The organism is Stenotrophomonas riyadhensis (assembly GCF_040256885.1).
GTDB classification, from domain to species: domain Bacteria; phylum Pseudomonadota; class Gammaproteobacteria; order Xanthomonadales; family Xanthomonadaceae; genus Stenotrophomonas; species Stenotrophomonas riyadhensis.
This window is the reverse complement of sequence record NZ_CP155568.1, coordinates 715697-728163: the sequence shown is the minus strand read 5'-3', so window position 1 is coordinate 728163 and position 12467 is coordinate 715697. Positions and strand designations below refer to the sequence as shown.

Annotated in this window: 11 protein-coding genes; 4 read left to right on the top strand and 7 right to left on the bottom strand. The window is 67.4% G+C overall.

From position 1 onward, the window contains the following. Window positions 1-37 precede the first annotated feature (37 nt). Window positions 38-751: a response regulator transcription factor gene (locus tag SriyCCGPB3_RS03295; RefSeq protein WP_002811889.1), complete on the bottom strand. Its 714-nt coding sequence runs from the start codon at window positions 749-751 to the stop codon at window positions 38-40. Window positions 752-838: 87 nt separating this feature from the next. Then, window positions 839-1483: an arylesterase gene (locus SriyCCGPB3_RS03290; protein ID WP_049444410.1), complete on the bottom strand. Its 645-nt coding sequence runs from the start codon at window positions 1481-1483 to the stop codon at window positions 839-841. Window positions 1484-1558: 75 nt separating this feature from the next. Here SriyCCGPB3_RS03290 and SriyCCGPB3_RS03285 point away from each other — a divergent pair, with 75 nt between their 5' ends. From SriyCCGPB3_RS03285 to SriyCCGPB3_RS03275, 3 genes are all read left to right on the top strand, one after another. Next, the gene (locus tag SriyCCGPB3_RS03285) at window positions 1559-2206 is read left to right on the top strand and encodes an ABC transporter ATP-binding protein (RefSeq protein ID WP_110711076.1); all 648 of its coding nucleotides are present in this window, start codon (window positions 1559-1561) and stop codon (window positions 2204-2206) included. Beyond that, window positions 2203-4719 (top strand): ABC transporter permease, encoded by a 2517-nt coding sequence (locus SriyCCGPB3_RS03280; RefSeq protein WP_350259874.1) that lies wholly within the window; start codon window positions 2203-2205, stop codon window positions 4717-4719. Before SriyCCGPB3_RS03285 ends, SriyCCGPB3_RS03280 begins: the two co-directional genes overlap by 4 nt. A 109-nt stretch (window positions 4720-4828) precedes the next feature. Continuing rightward, entirely contained in the window at window positions 4829-5314 is a 486-nt protein-coding gene (locus tag SriyCCGPB3_RS03275) for a hypothetical protein (RefSeq protein WP_239506143.1), read from the top strand. Window positions 5315-5552: 238 nt separating this feature from the next. On the opposite strand, the gene SriyCCGPB3_RS03270 is transcribed toward SriyCCGPB3_RS03275, so the two are convergent. From SriyCCGPB3_RS03270 to SriyCCGPB3_RS03250, 5 genes are all read right to left on the bottom strand, one after another. Beyond that, window positions 5553-6479: a DUF6607 family protein gene (locus tag SriyCCGPB3_RS03270; RefSeq protein ID WP_153856317.1), complete on the bottom strand. Its 927-nt coding sequence runs from the start codon at window positions 6477-6479 to the stop codon at window positions 5553-5555. A gap of 73 nt (window positions 6480-6552) precedes the next feature. Then, window positions 6553-7152 (bottom strand): hypothetical protein, encoded by a 600-nt coding sequence (locus SriyCCGPB3_RS03265; protein WP_049399785.1) that lies wholly within the window; start codon window positions 7150-7152, stop codon window positions 6553-6555. A 4-nt stretch (window positions 7153-7156) separates the two neighbouring features. Beyond that, window positions 7157-9400, bottom strand: coding sequence for a TonB-dependent hemoglobin/transferrin/lactoferrin family receptor (locus SriyCCGPB3_RS03260; RefSeq protein WP_350259873.1), 2244 nt, complete (start codon window positions 9398-9400; stop codon window positions 7157-7159). A gap of 157 nt (window positions 9401-9557) precedes the next feature. Further along, window positions 9558-9752, bottom strand: coding sequence for a hemin uptake protein HemP (gene hemP / locus SriyCCGPB3_RS03255; protein ID WP_005412278.1), 195 nt, complete (start codon window positions 9750-9752; stop codon window positions 9558-9560). A gap of 246 nt (window positions 9753-9998) precedes the next feature. Beyond that, a complete protein-coding gene (locus SriyCCGPB3_RS03250) occupies window positions 9999-10970 on the bottom strand; it encodes an aldo/keto reductase (RefSeq protein ID WP_197611186.1) in 972 nt (323 codons plus the stop codon). Window positions 10971-11163: 193 nt separating this feature from the next. Here SriyCCGPB3_RS03250 and SriyCCGPB3_RS03245 point away from each other — a divergent pair, with 193 nt between their 5' ends. Next, window positions 11164-12462 carry a NupC/NupG family nucleoside CNT transporter gene (locus SriyCCGPB3_RS03245; RefSeq protein WP_049399786.1) on the top strand — a complete coding sequence of 433 codons (1299 nt, stop codon included), beginning with the start codon at window positions 11164-11166 and terminating at the stop codon, window positions 12460-12462. Window positions 12463-12467 lie beyond the last annotated feature (5 nt).

Genomic DNA, 12467 nt, shown 5'->3' with positions numbered 1-12467 from the left:
CCGGCCGGGCCTGCTGCTGCACCGGCGCGGGCCCTGCTCAGGCCATCGGCTGGGCGATGTCGGCAATGCGGTAGCCGGCACTCTGCACGGTGTGCAGCAGCGGACGGTCGAACGGCTTGTCGATGATCTTGCGCAGGTTGTACAGATGGCTGCGCAGGGTGTCCGAATCCGGCAGGCCATTGCCCCAGATCTCGCGTTCGATCTCCTGGCGGGTGACCACGCGCGGCGATTCGCGCATCAGGATGGTCAGCAGGCGCAGGCCGATCGGCGACAGCTGCAGCTCGGTACCGGCACGGGTGGCGCGCATGCTGACCGGATCGAGCACCAGGTCGGCGACCTTGAGCACTTCCGAACCGACCTGGCGACGCTCGCGGCGGATCAGCGCGCGCAGGCGGGCTTCCAGTTCCTGGATCGCGAACGGCTTGGTCAGGTAGTCATCGGCGCCGAAACCGAGGCCGGTGAGCTTGTCGTCCAGCGTATCGCGTGCCGTGAGCATCAGCACCGGGGTGGACTTGCGCGCATCGTTGCGCAGGCGACGGCACACTTCGATGCCATCCAGGCGCGGCAACATCAGGTCGAGCACCACGACGTCATAGCTGTTTTCCGCCGCAAGGCGGTAGCCATCCAGGCCGTCCTGTGCATAGTCGACTTCGAAGCCGCGACCTTCCAGGTATTCCCCGATCATCTCGGAGATGTTGCGGTTGTCTTCGACCACCAGCACCAAGCCGGAGGTCTCCTTCGTCTGACGCATGTGATTCCCTCTAACTTCAGCTTTGTGAAACATGCCGGATCGACGGTGGACGCGATGTGAAGTTCCGTCAAGAGGGAAGTAAATCGTTCAGAGCAGCGGACGCAGCAGCGGCCAGACGTTGTCCAGCACCTTCGGCTGCGCCTGCGCGGTCGGATGAAGCCCGTCGGCCTGCATCATGCCCGGTTGCAGGGCCACACCCTCCAGCAGGAAGGGCAGCAGCGGCACCTTGTACTGCGTGGCCAGCGCCTTGTAGGCCGCCGCCAGGCGCTGGCGATAGGCCGGCCCGTAGTTGGGCGGCACATCGATGCCCAGCAGCAGCACCTTGGCGCCCGCCTTCTGGCTGGCCTGCACCATCTTTTCCAGGTTGCCCTGCACCTGCGCCGGGGTCAGCCCGCGCAGTGCGTCGTTGCCGCCAAGGGCAATCACCACCACGGTCGGTTTTTCCTTGGCCAGCAGGCCTGGCAGGCGGGTCAGCGCGCCGGCGGTGGTCTCCCCGCTCATGCTGGCATTGACGATGCGCGCCGGGGTTTTCGACTGCTGCCTGACCCGCTGCTGCAGCAGGCTGACCCAGCCGGCGTCGGCGGGGATATTGTGGGCAGCACTGAGGCTGTCGCCGAGTACCAGCACGGTGCCCGCCGGACCTTTGGCACAGGCCAGCCCGGGCAGCAGCAGGAACCCTAGCAGCAGCACCATCATCGCGCCGGCTCGCCGGCTCCATCCCGTCTTGCGCATTGGAGTCTCCTCATCGACAGCCTGTCCCCCCGCAGCGCGTCCGTTGCCATCGCCGTCGACCAGGTCGGCAAATCCGTGCAGGGCCCGGAGGGTGAAGTCCACATACTGGACAACATCACCCTGACCGTCCATGAAGGGACCAGCGCGGCCATCGTCGGCGCCTCCGGTTCCGGCAAGACCACCCTGCTCGGCCTGCTGGCCGGGCTGGACCTGCCCAGCCGCGGCCGCATCGCGCTGGCCGGCCAGGACCTGTCAGCGCTGGATGAGGAAGCGCGCGCGCAGTTGCGCGCACGCGAGGTCGGCTTCGTGTTCCAGAGCTTCCACCTGCTGCCGGCACTGACCGCCGCCGAGAACGTCGCCTTGCCGCTGGAGCTGGCCGGGCGCGAAGACCGGGCGCGGGTCGATGAAGTGCTGGCCCAGGTCGGCCTGGCCCATCGCGCCCGCCACTATCCGCGCCAGCTGTCCGGCGGCGAGCAGCAGCGCGTGGCGTTGGCACGTGCCTTCGTCACCCGCCCGCGCATCCTGTTCGCCGACGAACCGACCGGCTCGCTGGACCACGCCACCGGCCAGCACATCAGCGACCTGCTGTTCGAGCTCAACGCCGGCAGCGGCACCACACTGGTACTGGTCACCCACGATCTGCGACTGGCCCAGCGCTGCCAGTACATCCACCGCATCGACGACGGCCGCCTGCTGCCGGTCGAGCGTGGGGCGCAGGCATGAACCTGCTGCGGCACGCGTGGCGCGCGCTGCGCCGCGAAGCGCTGGCCGGTGACCTGCTGACCGTATTCGCCGCGCTGGTGCTGGGCGTGGCGGTGATGACCGCGGTCGGCACGCTGGTGAACCGGGTCAACCTGGCGCTGACCGGCAGCGCGGCGGAAATGCTCGGTGGTGATCTCGGCATCGCCGGGCGCGATGACCCGCCGCAGGCGTTCGCCGAAGAAGCGCAGCGGCGCGGACTGGCCTATACCCGCATCGCCAGCTTCGGCAGCGTGCTGTTCCATGGCGAGGCCAGCCAGATGGCCAGCATCAAGGCGGTGCAGGCGGGCTATCCGCTGCGCGGCACGCTGCGGGTGCGGGCCACGCCCGGCGGCGCCCTGATCACCGACGCCGGCATGCCCCCCAAGGGCCAGGCCTATGCCGACCCGCGACTGCTGCAGGGGCTGGGCCTGAAGGCCGGCGATGCGCTCGAATTCGGCGCCGGTACGCTGCGCATCGCCGGCATCATCGAGGCCGAACCGGACACCAGTGGCGACCTGCTCACGCTCTCCCCGACCCTGCTGGTCAACCGCGCCGACGTGGAAGGCACCGGACTGCTCGGCCCCGGCAGCCGCATCAATTACCGGCTGATGTTCGCCGGAGCGGCCGACCAGATCGCCGCGCTGCGGCAATGGCTGCTGCCGCAGGTGAAGGGCCTGCGCCTGTTGAGCGTGGACGACACCCAGCGCGGCGTGCGCCAGGCGTTCGACCTGGCCGGACGCTTCCTCGGCCTCAGCGCGCTGCTGGCAGTCCTGCTGGCCGGCGTGGCCACGGCGCTGGCGGCGAACCGCTTCGCCCTGCGCCGCATCGACCAGGTGGCGATCCTGCGCTGCCTGGGCGCGCGCCAGCGCGACATCCTGTCCGGTCTGGCACTGCAGCTGCTGATGCTGGCGGTGCCGGCCTGCGCACTCGGCATCGGCCTGGGCATGGCGGCGCAGGAGGGCCTGGTGCAGGTGCTGGGCAGCCTGGTGCCGCAGCGCCTGCCGCTGCCCGAAGCAATGCCTGCGCTGACCGGTGCCGGCATCGGGCTGTTGCTGCTGTTCGGCTTCGGCCTGCCACCGCTGCTGCGCCTGCGCGGGGTGCCGCCGATGCGGGTGCTCAACCGCTCCTTCGCCGCCCTGCCGCCGGCCTCGCTGCTGGCCTATGTGGCGGCGTTGGCGGCCAGCCTGCTGCTGGCGGTGCAGGTCACCGGTGATCTCAAGCTGGCGCTGTGGGTGCTGGGCGGGTTGGCCGCGCTGGCGGTGGCGGCCGGCGTGGTCGGCTTCGTGCTGCTGCAGCTGCTGCGCGGCCTGCAGCACCGCCTGCATGGCCACTGGCGGCTGGGCCTGGCCGCGCTGACCCGGCGCCGGATGCTGGCGGTGATGCAGCTGGTCGGGCTGTCGCTGTCGCTGTGCGCGCTGTTGCTGCTGGCGGTGACCGGCCCCGGCCTGCTGCAGCAGTGGCGCGAGCGACTGCCCGCGGACACGCCGAACTACTTCCTGATCAACATCCAGCCCGAACAGCGCGACAGCGTGCTGGCCACGCTGCGCGGGTTGGGCGCCAACGACGCCAGCATCGAACCGATGGCCACTGGCCGCCTGATCGCGATCAACGGCAAGCCGCCGCTGCGCGTGGACCGCTCGCCGGAACAGAACGGGCAGCCGGCGTCCAGCGAGGCCCAACGCGACGACGATGACGAGAACCGGCCGTTGAACTTCAGCTGGCGCAGCAGCTTCCCGCCAGCCAACACGCTGGTCAACGGTACGTTCTGGAAGGCAGACAGCACCGCCGCCGAAGCCTCGGTGGAGATCGGCTGGGCCAAGCGCTACGGCGTGTATCCCGGCGACCGCATCACCATTGCGGTGGGCGAGCAGGAACGCGAGTTCACTGTCACCAGCGTGCGCAAGGCGGACTGGAACACCTTCCGTCCGAACTTCTTCGTGCTGCTGAACCCGAACGCGGTGGGCGATACGCCGCACAACCTGCTGTCGGCATTCCATCTGCCGGCCGGCAAGGCCGCCGGATTGGGCGAGCTGGTACGCGCGCAGCCGAACCTGTCGCTGCTGGACGTGGACGCAGTGATCTCGCAGGTGCGCGATGTGATGGAACGGGTGGCGCAGGCGGTGCAGCTGGTGATGGTGTTCAGCCTGCTGGCCGGCATGCTGGTGCTGCTGGCCGCGCTGCAGGCCACGGCGGGCGAACGGCGCTACGACAGCGCGGTGCTGCGCACGCTGGGCGCGACCCGGCGCCAGCTGCGTGGCGCGGTGCTGGTGGAATTCGGTGCGCTGGGCACGCTGGCGGCGTTGCTGGCGGTGGGCGCGGCCGCTGCGATCGGTGTGGCGGTCTCGCAGAAGGTGTTCGAGCTGCCGTTGCTGCCGCCGTGGCCGGGCCTGCTGATCGGCGGCGTGGTCGGCATCGGCTTGAGCCTTCTGGCAGGCTGGTGGGGTACGCGCGCGATCCTGCATACGCCACCGGCACTGGCCCTGCGCGAAGCCTGACGCGATCGTGACACGCTCGGGTGGGGCGCTATGCTGCGCGCGCCACCCGATCGGATCGTCCGGAAGCGCGGAACGTTGCTCCCGCGCTCCCGATGTTCAAGGAATGAAGATGAAATACGGCCTCTGTCTGCGCATCCTTCTGGCCAGTTCCCCACTGTTCGCCGCGGTGCTACCCGCAGGCGCCCGCGCGGCAGATGGCCATGTTCCTGACGCGGTGCAGGCCTTCGTGCTGGAAACGGTGCTGGCCGATGAAGCGCAAGCCTTCCACGAGGGCCACCCGACCTATCTGGTTCCGGCCAGCGTGTCACGCACGCGCAGCGATGCCGGCGTGGTGGCCGACCTGCGTGCTGAGTTCGACCGGTTCTACCGGGGCCAACCGAAGCCGAGAAAGGAAGTGGCGCACATGGCGATCCTCGTCGCACAGACCGCGCTGCTGCTGCCGGACCGTAGCGCCTGCAGCACGGATCGAGTGCGTTGCCACGAAGCCATCCTCGGCGTCCGCGCCCGCGATGACGAGGCCAGCCTGCAGGCCACCCTGCGTGCGTTCCAGGACGCTGGTCTGGACCTGACCACCTTGAGTGGGCCGGCGTCCTGAGTGCATCGCATCCACGCATGGCGTGGATGCAGCGTGCGATCACCGATGGAGAGCGTGCCGAGCAAGCTCGGCACCTACCAGGAGCGGATATGCGGCACGGTAGATCCAAGCCATGCGTGGATGCGGTGTGCAATCGCCGGCGAAGAGCGTGCCGAGCAAGCTCGGCACCTACCAGGAGCGGATACGCGGCGCGGCACCTGACCAGAGGATCCGCGCCATGAGTCGAGCAGGGCTCGACTTACTGGGCCTTTTCCACGTACTTGGCGAACACGTCGTCGATCTGCTTGTCCTTCACCTTCTTGCCGGCCTGGATCTCTTCGGCCTGGGTGAACATCGGGATGATCATCGCCATGCCGTCGATCTTGGTCTTCAGGTGCACGCCCGGGGCCTGGCCGAGGAAGCCATCCCAGCGCTGGCGCACCTTTGCCCAGTAACCGGCGGTGGCCTTCCAGTAGTTCCGCGCCGGGGTGAAGTCGACCTCGGTGGTCTTCACGTAGTCGTTGAAGCCGAACTCGCGGGCGATCTCCACCTGGCTGCCATCGGCGTTGCGCTGCACCTTGGTGTTGAACTGCTCGTGGGTCCAGCCGTTCGGGGTCAGCGTGTGGCGGTTGATCACGGCCAGCGCGTTGTAGTCACTGCGCTTGGTGTACTCGCGGCGCGGCAGCGGACGCCAGCTCAGGTCGCTGGTCCAGCTCGGCACGTTGTTGGTGTAGGTCCAGGTGCCGGTGCCGCAATAGCGCGGTGCGTCGCTCACTTCGTATACGCACTGGGTCCAGGCGCCCTGGTTCACCGCCGCCGGAATGCTGCGCACCTTCCAGGTCTGGTCGGCACTGAACTCGAAACGGTTCGGTGCTTCGTACACCCAGTCCTGGCGCCAGTGCTTGGTGATGTGGCCGCTCTTCTCGTCCAGCAGCAGGTGCTGCAGCACGATGCGCTTCGGCGTGTCCTCGACCACGATGACCACTTCGCTGCCGCCGCTGCGCATCGCCGGTGCGCGCTCGTAACCCGGCTTCAGCAGCACGGTCTCGTCGAAGGCGAAGTCCACGGTGTACTCACCCTGCATGGCAAGGATGCTGTCGTGGTCACGGGCGATATCGGAGGGCTGCGCGCTGGCCACGCCGCTGGCGGCGAGCACAAGCAGGGCGCTGGCTGTCTGGAACTTCATCGGGGTCTTCCTTCGGGGGTGCAGATGCGTTGAGAGGCCGTCCGTGGCCGACAGGCGTTCCATCAGGAGTGGATCACAGGCGGATCAGCGGCAGGTCGCCGGGAATCCGCGGCGCCGGACGCCGCGCGGCATCGGCACAGCAGCAATCGTCGATTGCCAGCTCGCCTTCGGCACCTTCCAGCCGTGCGATGCGGCGCGCGGTGGCTGCGCCCAGCGAGGACAGGGTCGACAGACTGGCGGCCAGCGTGCGGCCATCGTCGGCGGCATGCAGGCGCAGCGCGCACAGGCGCCAGCGCTGGCCACCGAGATGGCCGGCCAGGCGCCGCCACAGGCGTTCGCCGACACTGCCATCGCTGTCGTGTTCCGGCCCCGGCGGCAGTGCAGCCACCAGCCGGTCCCAGGCCAGGAAGTCGCTGTCCGGCAGCAGGTACAGGCGCCACACGCAGCGGCCGCGGCCATCGAGGAAGCACAGGCTCTCGCGCAGGCCTTCACTGTCCACGCCCTGGCAGGCATGCACGCGTACGGCCTGGCGCCAGCCGCCCAGCTCATTGCCGTCGGCGTGGTACAGGCACAACACGGTGCCGAGCGTGGCCAGCTGTGCCGGGGTCGGCCAGGCCGCGCTGTACGGCGCGGCGATGGAGTCATTCCTGCGTGCGGACAGTGCTCGGCTCATGAGGTCACCAGGAAACGGCAAGGCTGGCGGAGAAGGTGCGGCCCGGGCTGCTGAAACGATCGCTCAGTGCGCGATTGGTGATCAGGCTCGGGGTGATCGACGACCATTCGATGTAGCGCTTGTCGGCCAGGTTGAACACGCCGACATTGAAGGTGGCACCCGGTGCGAAGTTCCAGTGCGCCATCAGGTCCAGCACGCCGTAGCCGGCCGGCTGGTAGACGAACGGCGCCGGTGCGTTCGGATTGGTCTGCGCCGCCGGCGGCGGCAGGCGCTTCTTGCGCTGCACGAAGGTGCCGGCCAGTTCGACGCCCCAGCTATCGGTGTCGTACATCAGGCCCAGCGTGCCACGCAGCGGATCGACCGAGGCCAACGGTTCGTCATCGATCCGGTTGTCACCACGCGACCATGCCAACGCACTGCGCAGCGCCCAGCCCTTCAGCGCCGGGCTGAGTTCACCGAACTCGATGCCGGCCTTCATTTCCGCGCCATAGATGCGCGCGTCGGCGATGTTCTGCGACTGGAACACGGTCAAGCCCTGTGCGTTGCGGCCGGTATCGACGTTGGACTGGATGAAGTCCTTGTAGTCGTTGTAGTAGCCGCTGACGCTGACGTACGCCGCCGGCGCGATGAAGCGCAGGCCCAGTTCGTAGCCGTCGCTGGTTTCCGGCTTCAGGTCCGGGTTGGCGATGGCGGTGTAGCCGAAGGCCACGTTGGTCAGGCCGATGTTGACGTCGTTGTACGGCGGCGAACGGAAGCCACGCGCATACCCGGCGAACAGCGACCACTGGTCGGTGAAGCGCCAGACCATGCCCAGCTTCGGCGACACGCTGGTCTTCTTCAGCTGCGCTACGGCGGTAGTCGGATTGTCTTCGGCGAAGATGCTGTCCACCTCCGGCTTCAGCTCGTAACGGTCCACGCGCACGCCCGGCACCAGCGACAGCTTGCCGTCGGCCAGGCGCATTTCATCCTGCGCGTACAGGCCCAACTCGGTGGTCTTGCTGATCGGGAAGTCACGCACCGGGAAGGTGTCCGGTACCACCGTGTTGCTGACCACGCCGGCCTTGCTGACCTGGTAGCCGTCGCGCTTCTGGCGGATCTCGGTGCGCGTGCCCTCGAAGCCGTAGGTCAGCGCGTGTTCGACCGCACCGGTGCTGAAGGCCTTGTTGAACTGCGCCTGCAGGCCATAGGCATGCTGGTCGAAGGAGAACACGCGGTGACGGCGGCTGCCGTCGGTGCGGGTCTCGTCGGTCTGCTGCCGGGTTTCGCTGTTCTGCGCATACACCTGCCAGTGCAGGCTGTCGGCGAACGGCTGGTCCAGCGCATCCATTTCGTGGGCAAAGGACACGCGGGTGCGCTTCTGCGTGTCGTGGGACTTCATGCCAGTGGCCGCAGCCATCGCGCCGGGGCGCGGTGCAACGCTGGCAATCGCCGACAACACATTGGTATCGGTGGTGTCTTCGTTGCCTTCCACGGTCAGGCGGAAGCGCTGGTCTTCGCTCGGTGCATAGACCAGCTTGCTGAGCAGGCTGCGGCCATCACGATCCTGCGGATTGGACGCAGTGCGGGTGTCGTTGTCGCTGCGCACCGTGCCCTTGTTGTCCGTTTCCTGGCCCTGGTGGTGGTTGACGTTGACCAGGCCGCTCCAGTGGTCGCCACCAAAGGCGGCGGTGGCACCGCCGAGCAGGCCCTTCCACTCACCGTCGTAGCCGAACTTCAGGCCGAAGTAGCTGTTCTTGCCATCCTTGAGGTAGTCGGCCGGGTCCTTGGTCACGAACGCGACCACGCCACCGAGTGCATCGGAGCCGTACAGCGAACTGGCCGGACCACGCACGATCTCCACGCGCTTGAGCGTATCGAGGTCGGTGAAATTGCGGTTGGAACTGGCGAACGAACCGATGTCGAACCGGGTCGGCATGACGATGCCATCGGTCTGGATGCGCACACGGTTGCCGTCCAGGCCACGGATGCGGAAACCATCCAGGCCGAAGCGGGTCGCGCTGCGAGTGACCGACAGGCCCGGTTCGTAGCGCACCAGATCCTTGATGTCCTGCACCAGGTGCCGGTCCATCTGCTCGCGGTCGATGACGTCCACGGTGGCCGCCACGTCGCTCACCGCCCGCTCGGTGCGGGTGGCGGTGACCTGCACCCGGTCGAATTCGCGCGCGTCGGGCGCAGCGGCGGCAGCAGCGTGGGCGGACAGCGGCAAGGCCATCCAGACAGCAAGACACAGGGCGGTATGGCGGGTCATCGGGTTCATTCGGTCAGGCAGGGGAACCCCCGGTTACCGGCACACCTGGAAGGTGCACGCGGTAGACCGAGGGGGAGAGAGCGGGAGCGGGCGGGTCGCCCACCCTGTCGGCGCTGCCGGCAGGAGGGAGGGAGGGAGGCGGGCGACCAGACCGCGATTACTTGGTCAGGATCAGCTTGTCGTTGCTGGTGTGCCGCAGGCGATAGAAGCGGTCGCCGTGCTGGATCAGGATTTCACGACGGCCCTTGAGCAGGGCTTCGCTGTCGATGACCTCTTCCGGCGGAACGACGCGGACCGGGCGATCGCGGAGGGTCAGCGTTTCGGGGCGCAGCAGTACAGGTTGAGCATTCATGAGCATCTGGACTCGTGCGAGGGACGAGTTAAATGATAATGATTCTCAGTTGACAATCAACAACCATTCTCAATTTGATTGATGAGATTAATGATCGAATTCAGGAATTTGATAGAAATCATCAATCAAAAGATGGGCCCGGTACTTTTGTGGAGTCGAGCCATGCTCGACTGCTCTTGGCACCGTCGCCTGGAAACGCCCGCGCTGCGCGCGGAGTCGAGCATGGCTCGACTCTCCAAAGGGTTGTCAGGCGAAGACGGCTTCGACCTGGGCCCAGCCGGCCGCGTCGACCTGCTCCAGCACGTCCAATGCCTGCAGGTTCTGCAGCAGCTGGCTGACCCGGCTGGCGCCGAGGATCACGCTGGAGACGTTCGGGTTGCGCAGGCACCAGGCGATGGCCAGGGTAGCCGGGGCATGGCCCAGCGCGCGTGCCACCTCGCTGAAGCGCCGCACCTGGCCCAGGCGGGCCTCGGTGTCGTCACCCAGCACCAGCGCGTGCAGCCACTCCATGCCTTCGCGGCCCAACCGGGCATCAGCCGGGATGCCCTGGTCGTATTTGCCAGTGAGCAGGCCCGAGGCGAGCGGCGAGAAGATGGTGGTGCCCAGGCCAGCGCCGGCATACAGCGGTGCGTACTCCACCTCCACCCGTTCGCGGTGCAGCAGGTTGTACTGCGGCTGCTCCATCGACGGGCCCTGCAGGTTGCGCGCCTCGGCGATGTCCAGCGCCTGCTGGATCTGCGCCGCCGACCACTCCGAGGTGCCCCAGTAGAGGATCTTGCCCTGCCGCACCAGGGTGTCCATGGCATGCACGGTCTCGGCGATCGGCGCGTCCGGATCCGGGCGGTGGCAATAATAAAGGTCCAGGTAGTCCACCCGCAGACGCTTGAGCGCGGCATGGCAGGCATCAGTCACGTGCTTGCGCGACAGCCCGCGCTGGGTGGGCCGAGGGTCCTTGGCACTACCGAAGAACACCTTGCTGGACACGCAGAAACCGTCGCGCGGCAAGCGCAGGTCGGTGATCACGTCCCCCATCACCTGTTCGGCGCGGCCATTGGCATAGCCCTCGGCGTTGTCGAAGAAGTTGACGCCATGATCCCAGGCGGCGGCCACCAGGTTGCGGGCCTCGTCGCGCGGGATCTGGTCACCGAAGGTCACCCAGGCGCCGAAGGACAGGGCGGAAATCGGCAGGCCGGTGGAGCCCAGGCGACGGTATTGCATGCAAATCTCCTGCTGCGGGCCCGCATCCGGGCCGGGATCGAACCCCATTCTACCTGCCCCCGCCGCGCGCAAGCCCTTGCCGTTGCTGGCCTGATCGGTACCGATGGCCGCGCGCACGCTGCTTTTTCTTGCCCCGGCCCCTGCCCTGCACTAGGCTTCCCGTTTTTCGCGACGCCCCAGGGGAGTCACTCACATGGTCGAAGGTTTGGGCAGGATCGGCTTCGGCCTGTTCGGGTTGGCGGTGCTGATCGGCATCACCTGGTTGTTTTCCAATAACAAGCGCGCGGTTGACTGGAAGCTGGTTGCCACCGGTATCACCCTGCAGATCGCCTTCGCGGCGCTGGTGATCCTGGTCCCGGGCGGACGCGACGTGTTCGACGCGCTGGGCAAGGGCTTCGTCAAGATCCTCAGCTACGTCAACGAGGGCTCGGGCTTCATCTTCGGCTCGTTGATGGACACCAAGAACTACGGCTTCATCTTCGCCTTCCAGGTGTTGCCGACCATCATCTTCTTCTCTGCGCTGATGGGGGTGATGTACCACCTCAACGTCATGCAGGGCATCGTGCGCGTGATGGCCTGGTCGATCACCAAGGTGATGCGCGTGTCCGGTGCTGAAACCACCAGCGTCTGCGCCAGCGTCTTCATCGGCCAGACCGAGGCGCCGCTGACCGTGCGCCCGTACATCGCCAGGATGACCCAGTCCGAGCTGCTGACCATGATGATCGGCGGCATGGCCCACATCGCCGGCGGCGTGCTGGCGGCCTACGTGGGCATGCTCGGCGGTGGCGACCCGGCGCAGCAGGCGTTCTATGCCAAGCACCTGCTGGCGGCCAGCATCATGGCGGCCCCGGCCACCCTGGTCGTGGCCAAGCTGCTGATCCCGGAAACCGGCACCCCGCTTACCCGCGGCACGGTGAAGATGGAAGTCGAGAAGACCTCCAGCAACATCATCGACGCGGCCGCCGCCGGCGCCGGTGACGGCCTGAAGCTGGCGCTGAACATCGGTGCGATGCTGCTGGCCTTCATCGCCCTGATCGCGCTGCTGAATGCCCCGCTGACCTGGATCGGCGATGTGACCGGCCTGGCCGCTGCCATCGGCAAGCCGACCAACCTGTCGACCATCTTCGGCTACGTGCTGGCCCCGATCGCCTGGGTGATCGGTACGCCGTGGGCCGATGCCACCACCGTCGGTTCGCTGATCGGCCAGAAGGTCGTGATCAACGAGTTCGTGGCCTACACCGAGCTGTCGCAGATCGTGAACGGCCAGATCGCGGGCGTGAGCCTGTCCGAGGAGGGCCGCCTGATCGCCACCTACGCGCTGTGCGGCTTCGCCAACTTCAGCTCGATCGCGATCCAGATCGGCGGCATCGGCGGCCTGGCCCCGGAACGTCGCCACGATCTGGCCAAGTTCGGCCTGCGCGCGGTGTTGGGCGGTACCATTGCCACCTTCATGACGGCGACCATCGCCGGCGTACTGACGCACTTCAGTTGAACCCT